This window comes from Acidovorax sp. (assembly GCF_034519795.1).
GTDB lineage: Bacteria > Pseudomonadota > Gammaproteobacteria > Burkholderiales > Burkholderiaceae_C > Acidovorax.
The window spans coordinates 72,144-88,384 of the sequence record NZ_JAXHOB010000007.1 but is presented as its reverse complement, the minus strand read 5'-3'; the positions used below and the strand labels follow the sequence as shown (position 1 = coordinate 88,384).

Annotated in this window: 27 protein-coding genes; 12 read left to right on the top strand and 15 right to left on the bottom strand. The window is 65.6% G+C overall.

All coding sequences use genetic code 11. The features are described 5' to 3' along the window. Positions 1-75: 75 nt before the first annotated feature. The 14 genes from U5N23_RS06600 to U5N23_RS06535 all read right to left on the bottom strand — a co-directional run bounded on the left by U5N23_RS06600 (position 76) and on the right by U5N23_RS06535 (position 9,126). Positions 76-1,713, bottom strand: coding sequence for a DUF935 domain-containing protein (locus U5N23_RS06600; RefSeq protein WP_322592007.1), 1,638 nt, complete (start codon positions 1,711-1,713; stop codon positions 76-78). A 5-nt stretch (positions 1,714-1,718) separates the two neighbouring features. Beyond that, the gene (locus U5N23_RS06595) at positions 1,719-3,377 is read right to left on the bottom strand and encodes a hypothetical protein (RefSeq protein WP_322592006.1); all 1,659 of its coding nucleotides are present in this window, start codon (positions 3,375-3,377) and stop codon (positions 1,719-1,721) included. After that, a complete protein-coding gene (locus U5N23_RS06590; protein WP_322592005.1) occupies positions 3,377-3,961 on the bottom strand; it encodes a DUF3486 family protein in 585 nt (194 codons plus the stop codon). The genes U5N23_RS06595 and U5N23_RS06590 overlap by 1 nt, the downstream gene beginning before the upstream one ends. A 3-nt stretch (positions 3,962-3,964) precedes the next feature. Then, complete coding sequence (locus U5N23_RS06585; RefSeq protein ID WP_322592004.1) at positions 3,965-4,285, bottom strand: hypothetical protein; 321 nt, start codon at positions 4,283-4,285, stop codon at positions 3,965-3,967. Next, positions 4,278-4,625 (bottom strand): hypothetical protein, encoded by a 348-nt coding sequence (locus tag U5N23_RS06580; protein ID WP_322592003.1) that lies wholly within the window; start codon positions 4,623-4,625, stop codon positions 4,278-4,280. The genes U5N23_RS06585 and U5N23_RS06580 overlap by 8 nt, the downstream gene beginning before the upstream one ends. Further along, positions 4,622-4,846, bottom strand: coding sequence for a TraR/DksA C4-type zinc finger protein (locus U5N23_RS06575; RefSeq protein ID WP_322592002.1), 225 nt, complete (start codon positions 4,844-4,846; stop codon positions 4,622-4,624). Before U5N23_RS06575 ends, U5N23_RS06580 begins: the two co-directional genes overlap by 4 nt. Continuing rightward, positions 4,846-5,358 (bottom strand): hypothetical protein, encoded by a 513-nt coding sequence (locus U5N23_RS06570; protein WP_322592001.1) that lies wholly within the window; start codon positions 5,356-5,358, stop codon positions 4,846-4,848. The genes U5N23_RS06575 and U5N23_RS06570 overlap by 1 nt, the downstream gene beginning before the upstream one ends. After that, positions 5,355-5,987: a transglycosylase SLT domain-containing protein gene (locus U5N23_RS06565; protein WP_322592000.1), complete on the bottom strand. Its 633-nt coding sequence runs from the start codon at positions 5,985-5,987 to the stop codon at positions 5,355-5,357. Before U5N23_RS06565 ends, U5N23_RS06570 begins: the two co-directional genes overlap by 4 nt. 1 nt (position 5,988) lies before the next feature. Continuing rightward, entirely contained in the window at positions 5,989-6,354 is a 366-nt protein-coding gene (locus U5N23_RS06560; RefSeq protein ID WP_322591999.1) for a putative holin, read from the bottom strand. 142 nt (positions 6,355-6,496) lie between these two features. Then, entirely contained in the window at positions 6,497-7,549 is a 1,053-nt protein-coding gene (locus U5N23_RS06555; RefSeq protein WP_322591998.1) for an LPO_1073/Vpar_1526 family protein, read from the bottom strand. Beyond that, the gene (locus U5N23_RS06550) at positions 7,542-7,790 is read right to left on the bottom strand and encodes a hypothetical protein (RefSeq protein ID WP_322591997.1); all 249 of its coding nucleotides are present in this window, start codon (positions 7,788-7,790) and stop codon (positions 7,542-7,544) included. The genes U5N23_RS06555 and U5N23_RS06550 overlap by 8 nt, the downstream gene beginning before the upstream one ends. Before the next feature lie 146 nt (positions 7,791-7,936). Continuing rightward, positions 7,937-8,299, bottom strand: a complete 363-nt coding sequence (locus U5N23_RS06545) for a hypothetical protein (protein ID WP_322591996.1) — start codon at positions 8,297-8,299, stop codon at positions 7,937-7,939. A 14-nt stretch (positions 8,300-8,313) separates the two neighbouring features. Next, a complete protein-coding gene (locus tag U5N23_RS06540) occupies positions 8,314-8,511 on the bottom strand; it encodes a hypothetical protein (protein ID WP_322591995.1) in 198 nt (65 codons plus the stop codon). An 81-nt stretch (positions 8,512-8,592) separates the two neighbouring features. Continuing rightward, on the bottom strand, positions 8,593-9,126 hold the full coding sequence (locus U5N23_RS06535; protein WP_322591994.1) for a helix-turn-helix transcriptional regulator: 534 nt from the start codon (positions 9,124-9,126) through the stop codon (positions 8,593-8,595). On the opposite strand from U5N23_RS06535, the gene U5N23_RS06530 reads away from it, so the two are divergent. Beyond that, positions 9,125-9,397: a DNA-binding protein gene (locus tag U5N23_RS06530; protein WP_322591993.1), complete on the top strand. Its 273-nt coding sequence runs from the start codon at positions 9,125-9,127 to the stop codon at positions 9,395-9,397. The genes U5N23_RS06535 and U5N23_RS06530 overlap by 2 nt on opposite strands. Before the next feature lie 54 nt (positions 9,398-9,451). On the opposite strand, the gene U5N23_RS06525 is transcribed toward U5N23_RS06530, so the two are convergent. After that, entirely contained in the window at positions 9,452-9,697 is a 246-nt protein-coding gene (locus U5N23_RS06525; RefSeq protein ID WP_322591992.1) for a hypothetical protein, read from the bottom strand. Positions 9,698-9,805: 108 nt separating this feature from the next. Between U5N23_RS06525 and U5N23_RS06520 the strand changes: the two genes are divergently transcribed. From U5N23_RS06520 to U5N23_RS06470, 11 genes are read left to right on the top strand one after another with little or no spacing between them, the layout of a single operon-like run. After that, complete coding sequence (locus U5N23_RS06520) at positions 9,806-10,282, top strand: hypothetical protein (protein ID WP_322591991.1); 477 nt, start codon at positions 9,806-9,808, stop codon at positions 10,280-10,282. 2 nt (positions 10,283-10,284) lie between these two features. Further along, positions 10,285-10,506, top strand: coding sequence for a hypothetical protein (locus tag U5N23_RS06515; RefSeq protein WP_322591990.1), 222 nt, complete (start codon positions 10,285-10,287; stop codon positions 10,504-10,506). After that, the gene (locus tag U5N23_RS06510) at positions 10,503-10,814 is read left to right on the top strand and encodes a MarR family transcriptional regulator (protein ID WP_322591989.1); all 312 of its coding nucleotides are present in this window, start codon (positions 10,503-10,505) and stop codon (positions 10,812-10,814) included. Before U5N23_RS06515 ends, U5N23_RS06510 begins: the two co-directional genes overlap by 4 nt. A 15-nt stretch (positions 10,815-10,829) precedes the next feature. Further along, positions 10,830-11,789: a hypothetical protein gene (locus U5N23_RS06505; protein WP_322591988.1), complete on the top strand. Its 960-nt coding sequence runs from the start codon at positions 10,830-10,832 to the stop codon at positions 11,787-11,789. 5 nt (positions 11,790-11,794) lie between these two features. Further along, a complete protein-coding gene (locus tag U5N23_RS06500) occupies positions 11,795-13,609 on the top strand; it encodes an integrase (protein WP_322591987.1) in 1,815 nt (604 codons plus the stop codon). 11 nt (positions 13,610-13,620) lie between these two features. Continuing rightward, complete coding sequence (locus tag U5N23_RS06495; RefSeq protein ID WP_322591986.1) at positions 13,621-14,862, top strand: ExeA family protein; 1,242 nt, start codon at positions 13,621-13,623, stop codon at positions 14,860-14,862. 1 nt (position 14,863) lies between these two features. Beyond that, complete coding sequence (locus tag U5N23_RS06490; RefSeq protein WP_322591985.1) at positions 14,864-15,016, top strand: hypothetical protein; 153 nt, start codon at positions 14,864-14,866, stop codon at positions 15,014-15,016. Next, complete coding sequence (locus tag U5N23_RS06485) at positions 15,013-15,189, top strand: hypothetical protein (RefSeq protein WP_322591984.1); 177 nt, start codon at positions 15,013-15,015, stop codon at positions 15,187-15,189. Before U5N23_RS06490 ends, U5N23_RS06485 begins: the two co-directional genes overlap by 4 nt. Next, the gene (locus U5N23_RS06480; RefSeq protein WP_322591983.1) at positions 15,189-15,830 is read left to right on the top strand and encodes a hypothetical protein; all 642 of its coding nucleotides are present in this window, start codon (positions 15,189-15,191) and stop codon (positions 15,828-15,830) included. Before U5N23_RS06485 ends, U5N23_RS06480 begins: the two co-directional genes overlap by 1 nt. Beyond that, entirely contained in the window at positions 15,827-16,042 is a 216-nt protein-coding gene (locus tag U5N23_RS06475; protein ID WP_057268789.1) for a hypothetical protein, read from the top strand. Before U5N23_RS06480 ends, U5N23_RS06475 begins: the two co-directional genes overlap by 4 nt. After that, positions 16,039-16,230: a hypothetical protein gene (locus tag U5N23_RS06470; protein WP_322591982.1), complete on the top strand. Its 192-nt coding sequence runs from the start codon at positions 16,039-16,041 to the stop codon at positions 16,228-16,230. Before U5N23_RS06475 ends, U5N23_RS06470 begins: the two co-directional genes overlap by 4 nt. The last annotated feature ends 11 nt before the right edge of the window (positions 16,231-16,241 follow it).

Below are 16,241 nucleotides of genomic sequence, written 5' to 3'. Positions count from 1 at the left end.
GGAGCCGGGGAAGGCGGCGCCGACGTCCGAAGGCCGCACCCCTGGGGGTCAGGGGCCTTCTCGGCGGGCGGGATTTCAGCGAGGGGATGCGGCTTCATCGAGCACGTCCGACCGGCCTGCGAGCTGGGCTGCGCGCAGGGCCTCGGCCATGAGGGTGGCGTATTGGTCGAGCGTCATGCCGGGCAGCAGCTGCTCCAGGCCATCGCGGATGGCTTCGAGCGACGTGGCGCTCTCCACCAGGTTGCGGATGGGCTCGATCCACGCCTGCAGCGCCGGGGCCATGGTGCGGGCCAGTTGCGGTTGCATGAGCACGGGCGGCGGGAGGTCGATGCCGGCACTGGGCAGCGTTGCCGTCGCGGCCGCCTGGCCCACGGGTGGTGCTGGCGGTGCTGGCGGGGTTGGCGGTACCGGAGCACCTGCAGGCGGCTCTGGGGGCGGCGGAGGGGCTGGGGCGCCGAGCACTGCCTCGCCGTCCTGGGCCTGGGGGATACCCAGCTTCTCGTGCGCCCAGGCCACCGTGGGCCGCACGCCGACGGCCACCAGCTTGGGCAGTGCGTCGGCGTAGGCGGTGAGGTCTTCGGGCTCCTGGGCGTTGAGCTGCATGCGCGGGGCGCGGCGCAGGCCACCAGGTGCCAGGCCGTTGAGGGCGGCCATGGGGTAGACCAGGTCGCGCGACAGCGTGGTGTTGGCCTGGCGCACGTCGCCATCGCGCAGGTCCTTGCGCACTTCGTTGTGCACGTTGCCCAGGGCGTTGGTGCTGCTCTTGCCATCGGCTCCGCTGGTGAGGGTGCCGCCCAGGATCACCTTGGACTGGGTGCGCTCGCACCAGCTGATCATCAGCTCGAAGGCGGCAGGGTCGCCGGTGGCCGCGTCGAGGAAGTCCAGCTCCATGCCCTCGGGGATGATGCCGGCCGCGTTGTGGCCGATGCCCACCAGGGCGCGCAGCAGGGTGGCCTTGTCTTTCTCGCTGGCGCTGGATGGGTACTTGCCCAGGCGCAGGGGGATGCCGTAGATCTCCAGGAACTCGGCCAGGTCGCCCACCGAGTAGTTTTTGAAGAGGTAGGGCCACACCAGGGTGCGGAACAGCGAGGCGCGCTCCAGGTAGCCGCTCTTGGCCTTGTGGACGTGGGTGATCCAGCCGAAGGCCTGCAGGGGGTCGCCCACGGCGCCTTCGATCACGTTGTTCGTGCGCAGGCGCAGCTCCTGCCGGTAGCCGCGATGAAGGGTGAACCAGCTTTGCGGGCGGTGGGTGATGGTCTTGGGGAGCCAGTAGCGCTCGACCCTGTGCCATTCGATCTCCAGGCAGGCGTAGCCCTTGCCGATGGCGTCGGTGAGGTCGAACACCATGTCCTCGAAGTCCGGGATCTCCAGCATCATCTCGCTGAGCTGGTCTGTGGCCTTTTGCTCGGCGGCGCTGGCGTTGACGGGCGCGGCCAGCTCCCAGTCGAGCACGCATGCGCGGCGGCGCTTGCTCATCTCACTGGCGATGTGGCCGTCTTTTTCTTCCATGTCCTCGAACAGCTCGAACTGGGAGATCAGGTCGCCTTCCTCTGCCTGGTCGAGGATGCGGGCCAGGCGCGAGGGCGTGAGGCCGCGCGTGGGATGGCGCTGCAGCTCGCGCTGCAGATGGGTGAGCCTCGAGGTTTGCGGCTCTGCCAGGTCGGGCGTGGTGATGGGCTGGCCGTCGGGGCCGAGGATGCGGGAAGTAGCCATGGGGGTCACCAGGTAGCGGAGTGCTCGGGCGTCTGCAGGTCGTCGTCCTGGTCGCCGTCGCGAAGGTTGTCGAAGCCACGGGGGAGCTGGGGCACGGGCGTCCATTCGATGGCGCCGCTCATGTTCAAGGTGGCGAACCAGCCGAGGGCCAGCATGACGGCGCTGTCGCCATGGCGGAACAGCTCTGGATCCTTGATGTCCTTGCGGCGCGTCTTGACGACCATGGCGATGCCGTCCACATCCTCGATGGCGCGCAGGTCGCCTGCGATATCGGGGTCGGCCGGGATGTCGATGGCGCCGTCTACAAAGCCCTGCACGAGCTTGGGCATCCATGTGCCGTACCAGGCGCGGTTCAGCTTGACCTGGTGCACGTGGCCACGGCCGTATTTGTCGGCAGTCTCCTCGGCCAGGGACTCACCCGAGCCGGTGGCGTCCATGGCCCCGCCGCAGCGGCGCGGCAGATGGTCGATGGCGTACCAGATGATCTGGCGCTGTTGGGCGTAGGGCACCTTGTGCATGTCGATCACCAGGGGCAACTGGCGGCGCATGCCGAGTCCGATGCTGATCGCGCCCCAGCTGGAAAAGTCCCGGTGCCGGGCATAGTCCTGCGCGAAGACGTGGCGCAGCTGAGGGTCCAGCCTTGCCAGGGCCGGCACCAGGTAGCGCTGGATCCAGTCGTCTGCCCATGCGATGCGTTCCTCGGGCGACTTGTTGATGAAGTCATCGTCCAGCGCCAGGCGCAGCACACGTTCGGGCTCCAGCACCTGGGCCTGTTCGATCAAGCTGCCAGGCAGTGAGACACCGCTGCCATCGCGAGGGATGGCGTCCAGCTCTTCGCGCATGGCGGCCTTGCGCACGCCGTAGCCGTTGCGGATCTTGCTGTACCAGGCCTTTTTCCCCTCCTCGGTTGGCTCGGTGCCCGCCATCAGGCAGACGCGCTCATACAGGCCATTGGCGACAGCGTCGTCGAAGGTGACGGTGTAGACCACTGCATCGGCGCCATACCTGCCGGCCTCGATGTCGCGGCAGAACTGCGCAAACGGGTTGCTCTTGCCCTTGTGCGAGCTGATGACGGTGATTTGGCCGCCCCAGATCAGCAGAGCGGTCGCGGCATCGAGCACGTCCTGCACGACCAGGTGAAACGCTGCCTCATCGAGCACAACGTCGCCCTGCAGGCCCCGGATGTTCGCGGGGCGGCTGGACAGCGCGCAGATCTGATAGCCGCTGGCGAAGCGCACGCGGTAGGCGGAGATCTGGCGGGTATTGCCGGTCACCGGATCCTGGTCGTCGAAAAGGAATTCTTCGACGCCCGAGACTTCGCCCTGCGCCTTGGCGATCAGGCGGGAGAACTTGGCGACGTAGCCGATGGCCTCCAGGCCCTTTTCCTTCGTGTCGCCGATGTAAAAAACGTTCTTGCCGCCCAGCTCCTTGCGGACTGCCGCGACCAAGGTCTTGCGCAGCATGATGGCGAACGTCATCCCGGTGCGACGGCCCTTGGGGATCGCGACGATGGAATGCGTGAGCGCTGCCCCCTCGCGTTGGTGGCGCATCAAGATGCCATCGGCCAGCAGGTTGAGGTCGGCCGGAATGGACCGCACGCTGGCTGGGAGGTCATCCCATTCCAGCGTGCGCAAAGTCGAGGCAAGCGGCTGGATCGCGGCCATCAGGTCTTGATCCCCAGGAAGTCACGCATCCAGAAGTCGAGCTGCTCCTTGCCCATGCCCTGGGCCTTGGCGATCTCCTGCAGGTTGGCCTGCTGCTCGGCGAGGAGCTTGGCGCGCGCCTCGCGCTCCACCTTGGCCTGGAACTCTTTCAGGTTGATGCTCGACCTGGTCAGCGTGGCGATGTTCTTGGCGGCCTTGGACAGCAGGGCCACGCGCTCGCCATGGTCGGCATCGGCCGCGTCTTCGTTGGCCTCCTGCATCGCCAGGATGGCCTCGAACAGCTCGGTCTGCACCATGGCCGTAAGGGCCTCGCTGCGGGCGTCCTTGTCGTCGCCTGCGTGCGCCTGGATGATCTTGGCGGCCTCGGTACTGGCGCGGATGGCGGCCAGGCGGCGCTCCAGCTTCTGGCCATACCGGCCCACCGCGCTGCGGCTGGGCAGATCACCGGAGGCCGACTCGATGGGAAAGCGCTCGCGCAGGTCGGCGATCAGCTCGTCGAGGGTCTGCGAGCCGGTGGCGAGCATGGCCTGGATGTACGCCTTGACCTCCTCGGGCAGGCGGTCGATGCTGCTCTTGCGGGCCATGCGTCAGACCTTGGGCGGGCGGGCGATGCCGGGCTCTACGGGCACGGTGTACTCGGCGATGTCGATGCCGTAGCGGGTGAGGTCGGCGCTGACCTGGCCGATGGGGTCGGTGAAGATCTTCACCAGGTCGCGGCTCTCCAGGTAGTCCAGCTCGCGGCGCACCTCCATCTCGGTGGCGTCGGGGTATTCGCCCTGGACCACCTGCTGCAGGAACCGCAGGGTGGAATGCGTGGGCCGGTTGATGTTGGCGGCCAGGAGAAGCACCCAGCGGATGAACTCGCGACGGGCACGCGCGGCCTGGACGATCAAGGTCTGCTCATTCATGGTTCTTGCTCCCTCGCAGCAGGATGTTTTCAAAGCGCATGCTCATGGCGTCGAGCTTGGCCATGATGGTGGCCACCGCCTGGACGTAGTCCTCGCGGCGCACGTAGTTCAGAGGCAGCTCGGCCTTGAGCTGCAGGATCTCGCGCTCGATGCGCTGCCAGTTGCCGGCCTCGGTGCGGCTGGCCGCTTCGATGCTGTCGAGCCGGGCGATCAGCTGGGCATGCGTGGCGTCCTGGTGGCGTTGGGCCTGTGCCGCTGCGACCTTGACCACGCCCCACAGCCCACCCAGTCCCGTGATGAGGAAGCCCAGCAGCTGCCAGAAGTCGATTTGCAAATTCACGCTTTTCCTTTCCGTTCGGCGCGCTCCTGGCACACCACGCATTTCTGGCAACCCGGCACAGTTCGGCGGCGCAAGGCCGGGACTTTTTCACCGCAATCGGTGCACCAGCGCGCTGAGTCGGCCGCTGTCTTGCCCTGCAGGCCGGCGCGCAGCGCCTGGTCGCGCAGGGCATCGGCCAAGATCTCTGCCTCGCGCTCGCTGGCGCGGTCTACGTCGTCCATCAATCCGGGGCCCCCACGGTGGGTGCCTGGATGACGTCGGCCACAAACGCCTGCAGGCCGATCACCTGGTCGCGGAGTTGGTCAGCCTCTGCTGCCAGCTCTTGATACGCGCCTGCGCTTTCGCTGAATAGCTCCCGGGCGGTGGTGGCTTCGACAGCGCAGGCGGCAAGGCCGGCGTCTCCTGCTGGGTAGGGATTGGGGCGGGCGTTGAGCTGGGCGACCTGGTCGCGCAGGCTGCGCACAGCAGCAGCGGCAACAGCATCGCGAGCCTGGCGCTCGGTTTCACGTTGGGCGGTTTCATGGGCGGTTCTCTCTGCGGCTCGGAACTTGGCGACGTTGTCGGCGGCGGTGGCGGCGCTGCGCTCAGCCTCTTGCCGGTCCCAGGCGGCCTGGACGCGGCTGGCGCCCTGGGCGTCGCCCTTGGCGATGAGGTGGCCTTCCCAGGTCTTCACCCCGAAGATCGCCGCGCAGATCAGCACGGCGATCAGGATCAGTCGGTATTGCGCGCTCACAGGCCCGGCCCCCATGACAGGTAGCGGGGCTGCAAGACCACCAGGATGCGGTGGGGGTAACCCAGGTTTTCACGGCAGTGCAAGGCTGCGCGGCGGGCTTTGCCGCATGCCTCGTCGACCTGGGTGCGCGTGGGCTGGGCCAGCCCGGTACTGGCGGCCTCCGCTTGCCAGTGGCCGAGCCCGCCGTTGTAGCTGCGCAGGGCGACCCACATGCGGTCGCGGGGGCTGTAGCGGGCGGGGGTGCGCGCATACAGCCAGTGGTTGTAGGCCGCCAGGGCCTGCAGCGCCCACGCCGGATTGAAGGGCTCGGGATTGGCCAGGCTGGGGCGCACCGAGGGCATCCAGCGGGCCGTGGCGGGCATGAACTGGGCCAGGCCGGCCGCGCCTACGTGTGAGACGGCGTCGGGGTTCCAGGCGCTCTCTTGATGCACCTGGGCAGCGAACACAGCGACCGGGGCGTTGAGGCCCCATTCGGCCTGGGCCACCTTGATCAGCAGGGCCCGGTACGGCAGCGCTGCCTCTGGCACCTGGGCGCGGCAGCTCTCGGCTGCGCCCAGGGCCAGCAGGCAGGCGAGGACGGCCCAGGCCAGGGGCTTGCGCAGCAAGCGGGCGACGACGGGGCTGCGCACGTCAGATGCCCGCCGCCACGCCGGATATCACGGCGGCCACGATGATCGCGCGGCGCAGCATGGCTGCGGCAAACGGGATGGTGTAGCCCGGCGCGATGGGGTGGTCGGCCTCGCCGGTGGGCTCCGTGGAGCCAAGCCGCCAGTCGCGCGCCAGGTAGCCGTCGGGCCGCGCGTAGGGGAACAGTGCGCGGTCGAGCCAGTAGGCCATGACGGCGGCCAGCGAGACCAGCGAGGCCTTGTAGATCGTGAGCCCGAACTTCTGCGGGGCGATGACCGCGATGACCGCGATCAGCACCAGCGCCAGGACGAGCCAGGTGGACGTGCGCGGGGCGCGCAGCCAGGCGGGAACGGAGTCTCTGAGTTGCATGGGCCCCTCCAAGGGCAGGACAGTGGTGGAACAAACCCCGCGAGGGGTGAGCCATCAGTGTCTGCAGGAGGGGATGCGCGGTCTTGTGGACGAGGGAACTATTTAATGAGGAACCGAAGGAATTAGATCTCTTCGGAGCGGTTCAATTGATCCATATTGAGAGGTCTGCAAACTTGCCGACGAAACGTTGGACGTTCGCATGCCCTATTGCTATCCCAACGCTTGTGAGCGTGGTGCTACCCAAGGGAGATGTGGCCCAGACGTCGAACAGCTCAGCCATGTACGGTCGAACCTCAATGCACTTTGCCTTGATTTCTGGCTGGCTCATCGCGTTAACGCTGAACAGTTCAAGTATTTTTGTCCTATCTGCGCTCGTTACACCCTGCCCATCGAGATATTTTTCGAGCAACCTTGGGTTGTTGGCGCGCACTTGATATCGGGTGGAATCATTCAGGCAAGGCATGAAGAATCGGGAATCTAGCCCAATGGAAATTTCCTTGGCGGACACCTCGCTTTTGTCAAACCCTTTTAAAAATTGTCCAAGGTAGACTTGGGCAAAAATGTGCTCAAGCTCCGTCCTTCCTAAGCTTGAAACAGCGCACCCAGAAAACTGCAAGTGCTGATAGCTCGCATCGTTTTTCTGAACCTTACCTATGAACGGCTTTACGTGTCTGTCAAAGTAACTGCCGAGCTGTTCATGATTGCCCACACCATAGTGCTCCGTGTACCTAAAAAGAAAAATCACGGCAAGCGACGCGAGCTGGGCGTCTGTAAGTTTGGGCGCAGTATTCAGAGATTCGTTGAGCACAATTTGCAAAATGTCCCGCTGTTGATGTTTGCTTCGATCAACAAGCAGATCCACCAGCAGGTCGCCCAGGTCCACATCGCCTGTGCGAGCGTATTCCTTTTGGACTGTGTAGAGCGCATACTGAAAATCTGGATCGTTGGCATTCTCCAGCCCGGCCTTGTTCTCCCTTTCCAACTTTTGAAGGAACTTGTCCGTGACCTCAGCGCCACGCGCTTTGGCCGTCTCACTTGCGCGCCCCGAGAGATCCAAGAAATTTGCTTTGAACACGTCGAGCGCCACAGCCCTGACCTCAGAGTATGTGAGCCCGTTGTGGGTAACCGTTACATTGCCGCCAGCCTGGATCGCGGAGCTACCTTCCGAGACTTCTTGCTTCTGATCTTTAAACATCGCTCTTCTTCCTACCATCACCGATGTTGACGTCCCCACCGGCCTGAATTCCAAGTGAACCGGCTGACACCGTCTGGTTTTGAGTTGGCTCAAGCGTCTTTTTTCTGTCTGTAAGCATCAGTCCTATGAACGTCGCCGACGCTCCGAGAATGGCTAAAACCGGCTCAAAACCCGGATCTTTCACCATCCATGCAACGGCACCTACAAATGAGAGTGCGGCCAAAATTTTGAGATAGATCACCTAGTACTCCTGTCTTTGATACCAGCCAGAAATCGCGTGGATCGTTGAGACTGTGTCCTCGAACCCGATTTCTAGCTCGCCGTTCCCACGCCGCTGATGACTTCGGTAGCCGCCCGTATGCAGAGCGAGTGCAGAAAGGCCGAGGACTAATGCCCCTCGCACATCAGCCGCCACTTGCCTGCGAAGCTATCGTTGCCCTCGTCGAAGTTCACCTCGTCGCGAAAATCCATGGTGCGGTCTGGCTCCACGTTCGCCACGTACCTGGTGAAGCCGACCATGCCGCCCATGCGGTTGCGCGCGTTCACTTCGCCGCACCAGATGCCTTCGCCGCCCCGCTTGCCGCGCACGTGGTTGCGGAAGACAGCCGATTCGGGATCGTTCAACTTGGACTTCACCAGCTCGCGCGAAACCGCCGCTGGGGACCGGCTCTCCTGCCAGTGGTAGGTCAGGCCGCCTAGCGCGGCCAGAGCTGCGATGCCTATCAAGGCGCTTACGGTTGTGCTTTTCATGCTCCCTCTCTTGTCTATCGTTGATGCTCTTCAGACCGCGCGCTCAGGGAGCCGCATGTACCGCAGCAGCTGCGCATCGGCAGGACCAGATTCACCACCGTGACGTTGCCTTGAACGCAGCCAACCTGCACTGCACCATCGCCCCAATTCTTCAGATATGCCTGCGGCTTCAACCCTTCGATCAGACGCTGCATCCAAGCCCATTCGATCAATTTGTATCTCCTTTGTTACAGCCATTGTGAACAAAGGTTGGGCATTTGGGGCCTGTCTCCCCCATTTGGACTAGGTCGGCGCTACTTGCGTTTGCGCGGCTGGACGACGTTGCCGCCGACCGCGCCGATCTGCACGGCGCCGTGGCCATGGTTGGTGAGGTTGACCCCCTGGCTTTGTGGCAGGCCAGCGCCTGCGGGCGTGGCCCCGATCAGGGCGCCCAGGGCTGCGCGGCGCACCTCGGGTGATGCGGCGCGAAAGTAGCCAAGCATCGTCTGTTCTTCTGGATCGAGCTTGCCGGGTGCGACCGTGCCCGTGACCACGTAGAGCACGTCGACACCCACGTTGGCCAGGGCCGCCAACTGCACGGCCGTTGGCGAAGAGACGCCTTTTTCCCAGTCGATCAGCGTCCGCTTTTTCGACCCAGCAATTTCTGCAAAGGCTGGCTGGGTCAGGCCCAGGCGTTCGCGCTCCGCACGCAATCGATCTCCAACCACGCAAATACCTGCACCTTTCTGTTGCAAGGTGCGGATTTCCGCACCATAATCAACGCCTACTCGTTTCAACAACACGCCACAAGCGCCAACTTGCGGCAACAACACAGGACGCACCACCATGCCCCTCAAGACCCGCCAGCAGGTACGCGATGAGTTCGCGCACCAGGGCTTGTCCTTCAGTGCCTGGGCCAAGCAACGCAACTATTCGGTCGCGCTCGTTTCCGCGATCCTCAACGACGACCAGGCCAAGCCGGCACGCAAGTGCCTGCGCGGCGAGAGCCACAACATCGCGGTGGACCTTGGCCTGAAGGTCGGTGTGAAGACGGCCTTCGCCACCAGCTCGGTGGCGTTTCGTCCCTCGGCCGCACCTCGCATGGCTGCGGCGGCTTGATGGATATGTCCCAGCAGCATCTTACCGGCGCGCAGGCGGCGGACGAGTACGGGTTCACAGGGGGGCCGGTGATTGGCGGGCGGTTCGCGCGCCATCCAGCGTGCCCGCCAGTTCGTGGAGTGTGCGGCGAGCGGTCTCCAGCACCGGCAGCACGTTCGGCTGCTGTGCCGAGCGCCATGCCTGCGACAGACGGGGGCCATCAATGACGCCCTGCATCTCCAGCGCTGCCGTCAGGTACAGCAGGGCCTGCCCAACGCCTTCAATGCGGCCTGCGAGCTCGTCGAAGTGGCGTGCGTCCATCTCGTCCTCCCATGTGGTTGTGATGGGTGCACTGTATGTGCCGCAAGGCCGTTTCCAGCAGCTCCAAGCCGGTGTTTGTTTGGCGCTGCGGGCGGGAGGCACGCGGCCATGACATCCAAGCCCACCCGCAATTGGAAGCGCCTGCAGCCCACCAGCCTGCGGCACGCGCTGGAGCTGTGCAAGGACCACGCACGCGAGCGCTTGAACAAGTCGGTCGAGCGCATTGGCGAAGACATGGGCGTGTCGGACCACTGGACCCTTTACAAGTGGCTGAGCACTGGCCGCCTGCCGACCAACATGATCCGGCCGTTCGAGACTGCCTGCGGCATCGACTACGTGACGCGCTGGATCGCGGCCAGCAGCGGCCGGCTGCTGGTGGATGTGGCCACGGGCCGCAACCTGAACCACGCGGACATTGCCGAGCTGCATGAGCACTTTGCCGGCACGGTGAAGCTGCTCAGCGCCTTTTACGCCCGCCCGGGCGACCCCGCCGAGACGCTGGCTGCGCTGACCAAGCACATGGAGCACATGGCCTGGCACCGCAGCAACGTGGTGCAACACGCGAACCCTCAACTGGAGCTGTAAGCATGCTCAAAGCCCACTACACGCGCACCGCCAAACACGCCCCCCTGGTGGTGCTGGATGGCGGCCCCTTCAACGGCATGGAGAGCACGCCCGCGCAGCTGCGCGAACTGGCGGCCCTGCTCACCCGGGTGGCCGCGCATGCCGAGGCCCGGCCCTGCGTGGGCAGGCTGTGGGCCCCGGCGACGGAGCGCTACGACACCACGGCCTGGAGGGCCGGCGCATGAGCGCCGCCGACGCCAAGACCGGCGCCCAGGTGACCCGCGCCCTGGACATGCTGGAGTGCCTGTCTGGCCGCGTGCTGGACGGCATGTCGAACAAGGACCTGGCCGAGGCCATGCGCTGCCCGCCGCCCTATGTGACCCGCACGGCCGAGACCCTGATCCGCAAGGGCTGGGTGGAGAAGGACGAGGCCACTGGGCGCTTTCGGATCACCACCCGTTTCAGCCGCCTCACGTTTCGCGTGATGGCGGATTTCGACCGCGCGAAGTCTGCCTTGGAGCAGGCCCAGCGCAACTACACCCTGACCAACTGAGCACACACCACAGACATGGCACGCCAACCCAACAAGACAACGCCTCCCGCCGAGGCCCCGAAGCTCAACGAAGCCGCGCTGGCAACCCTCGACGCTGCACCTGCCCAACTGGTGGCCGCACAGGAAGCCATGGACGAAGTGCTGGCCGCCGGGGTTGACCTCGGCCGCCTGGAAGCGTTGACGTTTATTCAAACGGTTTCAGAATCCGCGGCCCTCGCGATCTATGAAAACGTAAAGAAATCAAAGGCTTGGCGCCTTTTGCGCAACCCCAAAAGTTCAAACGGTTTGAATTTTGCCAGCCTGGACGAGTTCTGCCAGGTGAAGCTGGGGCGCGGGTATGCGCGCATGCAAATGCTGCTGGGCAACCAGCGCGCCGTGGGCGAGGAGGCCTTCGAGCAGGCCGAGCGGCTGGGCCTGCACCAGCGTGACTACAACGCCATCAAGGCGCTGCCGGCGCCCGACCAGGAGATGGTGCGCCGCGCCGTGGAGGAGGCCAAGACCCGCGAGGAGGTGCTGGACGTGCTGCATGACCTGGCGGTGCGCAGCGCCCAGCAGAAGGCCGCGCTGGAGGAGGAGCTGCAGGACGCCAACGACCAGGTCGAGAGCCTGGCCGAGGACAAGCGCACGCTGATTAACGAGAAGGAGGCCCTGCGCAAGCAGGCCCGCCGCCTGGCGCAGGCCACGCCCGACGAGGTGGCCGAGCAGCTGCGCGCCGACATCGAGCGCGAGGCGCTGACTGCCCAGGGGCTGATTCAAGGCCCGATCCGCGATGGCCTGGAGCAGCTGCAGCGCCACTCTGCCGAGCATGGCACGAACCACGAAGAGTGGATGGCCGGCCAGCTGGCCCAACTGGAGCGCATGGTGCGCGAGCTGCGCGGCCGGCTGGGCGTGAAGGCCCAGGCCGATGGCGACGACACCCCCGAATGGATGCGCGGCATGCAGGTGGACGGCCTGCCCGCAGCAGGGCATGCCTGACCGCCATGGCGCAGCCGAATGCAGTCATCACCCAGCGCCTTGTGCATTACGCGCAGGCGGCTGCTGCGGCGGACTGGGGCGCCAAGGGCGCGCTCTATGACGCGGCCAGCGCCGAGCTGCAGCTGTCCAAGGCCACCGTAATGAGAAAGATCAAGGAGGTATCGATGACGTCGACGAAGACGCGCAAGCGGCGCTCCGATGCGGGCAAGACGTCGCTCACGCGGGACGAGGCGGTGTTCATCAGCGCCATGTTGATGGAGCACATGCGCAAGAACAACAAGCGGCTGCTGTCGGTGGAGGCGGCGGTCGAGGAGCTGCGTGCGAACAGCCTGATTCGGGCCGAGCGCACCGATGGCGAGGGGGAGATTTTCAAGCTGTCGACCAGCACCATCACCCGGGCGCTGCGCACCTATCTGCTGCACCCCGACCAGCTGCTGGCGCCTGCGCCTGCCATCCACCAGGCCAGCCTGCACCCGAACCATGTGTGGAGCATTGACGCCAGCCGCAGCATTTTGTTCTACCTGCCCGCGCAGGGCCGCGACACGGGGCTGCGCACCATGGATTACCGCGAGTACTACAGCAACAAGCCCGCCAACGTGGCGAAGGTACTGCAGGAGAGCCTGTGGCGCTATGTGGTGACAGACCACACCAGCGGCGCGCTGTTCGTCTGGTACGTGACGGGCGGCGAGACGGGGGGCAACCTGGCGGAGGTGCTGATCCAGGCGATGCACCCCCGGGAGGGCAACCCGTTCCACGGCGTGCCGCGCCTGGCGATGCTCGACCCGGGCGGTGCCAACACCAGCCCGCCCTTCATCAACCTGTGCAAGGCGCTGCGCGTGCATGTGCAGATCAACAAGCCCAAGAACCCGCGCGCCAAGGGCCAGGTGGAAAAGGGCCAGGACATGGTGGAGCGCGGGCTGGAGTCGGCCTTCAAGCTGCTCAGGCTGGAGACGCTGGAGCAGATCAACGCCGTGGCCGCGAAGTGGTCGGCATGGTTCAACGCCACCCAGGTGCATACGCGCCATGGGATGACGCGCTTTGAAGCGTTCATGCGCATCCTGCCGGAGCAGCTGCAGCTGGCGCCGGGCATCGAGCTGTGCCGTGAGCTGGCTGTGTCGGCCCCGCAGGAGCGCACCGTGAACGACTTCCTGGAGGTGGAGTTCATGGGGCAGACCTGGGACGTTTCGCACGTGCCGGGCGTGGTGGTCAAGCAGAAGCTGCAGATCGTGCGCAATGCCTGGCGCCAGGACTCGGCCCAGGCCGTTGGCATGGGTGAGGACGGGCGCGAGGTGTTCTACGTGCTGGAGCGCAAGGAGCGCAATGAGTTCGGCTTTTACGACGACGCCACGGTGATCGGCGAAGGCTTCAAACGGCACGCGGAGACACCAGCCCAGCGCAATATGAAGGAGGTGGAGCAGCTTGCCACGGGCACCAGCTCAGTGACCGATGCAGAGGCCGCGCGCAGGGCCCAGGACAAGGGCAAGGGGCCGATTCCCTTCAAGGGGCTGGTGGACCCGCTCAAGCGCGTGAACGACGCGGTGCTGCCCACCTATCTGCCGCGCCAGGGGACAGTGGTGGCTGTGGACAACCCGGTTGCCAACGGCCAGGTGCTGGACCAGGTGGACACCAGCATCGCGCTGCAGCGCATCGCCAAGCTGATCGGGCGCCCGATCACCAGGGAGGAGAACCGGTTCATCAAGGGCCGCTGGCCCGAGGCGATGCCGGCTGAGCAGGTAGACGCGCTGGTGGCGCAGTTCACGCGCGGCGCTGACGCTGCACACGTCGAAGCCTTCGGCGGCCTGCGCGCCGTGGGCATGTGAGGGCGGCGCCGATGCTGAACCTTCAAGTGATCCTGAGCGAGCTGGGCATCAACCAGGCCGCGTTTGCGCGCCTGGTCAAGGTGAGCCCTGCGACCGTGAGCCTGGTGCTCAAACACAACCACTGGCCGACCAAGACGGGCATGGAGTTCCGCATGAAGCGGGCGACCAGTGAGTTGCTGATTGATCGCGGTGTTGCCCCTGAACGGGTGGCCACCGCTTTTGAAAAGTGTGCCGGGCAGCGCGCCAACGCTGCCCAGCCCACCGAGGCGAGTGCCTCGCTTCCAAGCCCTCAAACCACTCTTTCAAACCGACTCAAGGACGAGGATATGTTACTTCGCAAGCACACGATCACCCAGGACGCGCGGGATTACTTCGCGCTGGAGCGCGATCCCTTCACCAATGAGATGCGCGGCGTGGCCGACGTGTTTCTGAACGACAACATCCGCAAGGTGCGGGCGGCGGTGCGCAATGTGGCCGAGCATGGCGGCATGCTGGCGGTGATTGCCGAGAGCGGCGCGGGCAAGTCGACGGTGCGCAAGGACCTGGCGAAGTGGATCCAGGGGCAGCAAAAGCCCATCGTGGTAATCGAGCCGGGCATTGAGGGGCTGGACAACCTGGACCGCAAGAGCCGGCCGCTGAAGGCGAGCGACCTGGTGGAGATCATCATCACCACGATCATGCCTGGCGCGGCCATCCGCCAGAGCTACCAGGCGCGGCTGAACCAGATGCGTGATGCACTGCGGGCGAGCGCCAGCGCGGGCAACAAGCATGTGATGGTGATCGAGGAGGCCCACCGCCTGGCGACGCAGACGCTCAAGCACCTAAAGAACTTCTATGAGATGGACGACGGGGCGTTTACGCCGCTGCTGGCGATCATCCTGATCGGGCAGACCGAGCTGGACTGGAAGCTCGACGAGAAGTCGTTTGAGGTGCGGGAGGTGGTGCAGCGCTGCGAGAAGCGTTTTATCGAGCCGCTGGACAACGATGTCGAGGCCTATCTGCGGCACAAGTTCACCCGGGTGGGGGGCGACTTCGACAAGGTGTTTGCGCACGATGCGGCGGAGGCCATCGTGGCCCGGCTGCGCGTGACGGTGGAGACCAAGATCCGTGGCCAGCGCTCGCTGGGCCCGCGCTCGCTGTGCTATCCGCTGGCGGTGAACAACCTGGTGTCGGGTGCGATGAACCTGGCGCACCAGGGCGGCGAGGACCGTGTGACGGCCAAGCTGGTGGCCCAGGTGGGGCGGGAGGATTGAGATGCGGCGCTATCTGATCCTGATCCATATGTGCGATGGCTCGAAGGGCCAGCTGCGCGGGGTGTTCGCCAGTGACTGGGAGGCCATCGACGCGGTGCTGGGTGCCTTTGGCGATGCGGTATCGGTGGTGCCGCGCCGGGAGGTGGCGCCATGAAGCGGCTGCACCCGATGACGGCGCTGGCGTGCTGGCTGGGCGTGGTGGTGCTGGCGGTGCTGTTGACGCTGGTCTACGTGGTCAGCGAGATGCACGTGAGCAGTGCCCGCCTGGACGCGGCGCACCTGGCCGGCATGGCCCAGGGCGCCACGATGTGCCCGGGAGGCCGGTGATGGGCGCGGAGTTCATCAACACGTGTGCCAGCTGCGGCGCGGAGGAGAGCATCGACGCGCTGCTGGGCCGCATGATCGACGACGAGGAGGCGCGCCACCTGGTGGCCGATGTCATCAGCATGTCGCTGCCGCTCGGCCGGGAGCTGCTGCGCTATCTGCGGTTGTTCAAGCCCGAGAAGCAGCGCCTGCGCATGTCGCGCGCCAAGGCCATCCTGGCTGAGCTGGTGCCGGACATGACGGCGACCGCCATCACGCGCGGCGGGCGCACCTTCCTGGTGACCATGGGCGACTGGCAGGCGGGCTTCCATGCGGTGTTTGCGGCCATCGACAAGGGCACGCTGGCGGTGCCCCTGGCTCACAACAACTACCTCTACACGGTGGTCACGCGGACGGTTGACCGCACCGAGGCCCTGGCCGAGGCCGACCAGGAGCTGCAGCGGCGTGTTGCGCCCCTGCGCGGCGTGGTGCAGGTCGACCAGAAGGCGCCGGTACAGGTGGGGGCGGCGCTGCTGAGCCATCTGGACCCGGCGCTGCTGGACCTGCAGGAGCGGGACCGCCAGGCGGCAGGCCCCTCGGAAGAGGTGCGGGCCAAGATGGCGAAGCTGCTGGGCAAGGCGCCAGCGGGAGGGCCCAAGCCATGATGCCCGCCGAAATGCAGTCGCTGCGCGTCGTGTTGCTGGCATTGCTGCCGACCTACGGCCAGGCCGCTGCCACACCCGAGCTGGCCGCTGCCGCCAACTGCAGCCGCAGCGACGTCCACGACGCCTTGTACGAGCCGCTGGTGGCCCACCAGGTGCGTTACGACCTGATGGCCGACACCTATGCGGCCGTGAAGCAGGGAGACGCCCTGTGAACGAGATCAAGCCAGGCCGCCCCGAGGCCGCGCGCTCGGGCTTCACTTCGAAGCCCGCCGCCGACCTGGTCAAGCCGCAGCAGTACGACCTGATGCGGGCGCCTGTGTGGACGCCCCCAGCCGCCGCGCCCGCTCGGGCCGGTTCCCTCAACCACAAGCGCATCGAGAGCCGTGGCTTTCGGTGCTGAGAAGGAGCAAA

Excerpts from the sequence above, each read along its gene's own strand:
- U5N23_RS06600 (WP_322592007.1), bottom strand. The coding sequence starts at position 1,713 with ATGGCTACTTCCCGCATCCTCGGCCCCGACGGCCAGCCCATCACCACG.
- U5N23_RS06595 (WP_322592006.1), bottom strand. The coding sequence starts at position 3,377 with ATGGCCGCGATCCAGCCGCTTGCCTCGACTTTGCGCACGCTGGAATGG.
- U5N23_RS06590 (WP_322592005.1), bottom strand. The coding sequence starts at position 3,961 with ATGGCCCGCAAGAGCAGCATCGACCGCCTGCCCGAGGAGGTCAAGGCG.
- U5N23_RS06585 (WP_322592004.1), bottom strand. The coding sequence starts at position 4,285 with ATGAATGAGCAGACCTTGATCGTCCAGGCCGCGCGTGCCCGTCGCGAG.
- U5N23_RS06575 (WP_322592002.1), bottom strand. The coding sequence starts at position 4,846 with ATGGACGACGTAGACCGCGCCAGCGAGCGCGAGGCAGAGATCTTGGCC.
- U5N23_RS06560 (WP_322591999.1), bottom strand. The coding sequence starts at position 6,354 with ATGCAACTCAGAGACTCCGTTCCCGCCTGGCTGCGCGCCCCGCGCACG.
- U5N23_RS06555 (WP_322591998.1), bottom strand. The coding sequence starts at position 7,549 with ATGTTTAAAGATCAGAAGCAAGAAGTCTCGGAAGGTAGCTCCGCGATC.
- U5N23_RS06545 (WP_322591996.1), bottom strand. The coding sequence starts at position 8,299 with ATGAAAAGCACAACCGTAAGCGCCTTGATAGGCATCGCAGCTCTGGCC.
- U5N23_RS06530 (WP_322591993.1), top strand. The coding sequence starts at position 9,125 with ATGCCCCTCAAGACCCGCCAGCAGGTACGCGATGAGTTCGCGCACCAG.
- U5N23_RS06535 (WP_322591994.1), bottom strand. The coding sequence starts at position 9,126 with ATGGTGGTGCGTCCTGTGTTGTTGCCGCAAGTTGGCGCTTGTGGCGTG.
- U5N23_RS06525 (WP_322591992.1), bottom strand. The coding sequence starts at position 9,697 with ATGGACGCACGCCACTTCGACGAGCTCGCAGGCCGCATTGAAGGCGTT.
- U5N23_RS06520 (WP_322591991.1), top strand. The coding sequence starts at position 9,806 with ATGACATCCAAGCCCACCCGCAATTGGAAGCGCCTGCAGCCCACCAGC.
- U5N23_RS06515 (WP_322591990.1), top strand. The coding sequence starts at position 10,285 with ATGCTCAAAGCCCACTACACGCGCACCGCCAAACACGCCCCCCTGGTG.
- U5N23_RS06510 (WP_322591989.1), top strand. The coding sequence starts at position 10,503 with ATGAGCGCCGCCGACGCCAAGACCGGCGCCCAGGTGACCCGCGCCCTG.
- U5N23_RS06505 (WP_322591988.1), top strand. The coding sequence starts at position 10,830 with ATGGCACGCCAACCCAACAAGACAACGCCTCCCGCCGAGGCCCCGAAG.
- U5N23_RS06500 (WP_322591987.1), top strand. The coding sequence starts at position 11,795 with ATGGCGCAGCCGAATGCAGTCATCACCCAGCGCCTTGTGCATTACGCG.
- U5N23_RS06495 (WP_322591986.1), top strand. The coding sequence starts at position 13,621 with ATGCTGAACCTTCAAGTGATCCTGAGCGAGCTGGGCATCAACCAGGCC.
- U5N23_RS06490 (WP_322591985.1), top strand. The coding sequence starts at position 14,864 with ATGCGGCGCTATCTGATCCTGATCCATATGTGCGATGGCTCGAAGGGC.
- U5N23_RS06485 (WP_322591984.1), top strand. The coding sequence starts at position 15,013 with ATGAAGCGGCTGCACCCGATGACGGCGCTGGCGTGCTGGCTGGGCGTG.
- U5N23_RS06480 (WP_322591983.1), top strand. The coding sequence starts at position 15,189 with ATGGGCGCGGAGTTCATCAACACGTGTGCCAGCTGCGGCGCGGAGGAG.
- U5N23_RS06475 (WP_057268789.1), top strand. The coding sequence starts at position 15,827 with ATGATGCCCGCCGAAATGCAGTCGCTGCGCGTCGTGTTGCTGGCATTG.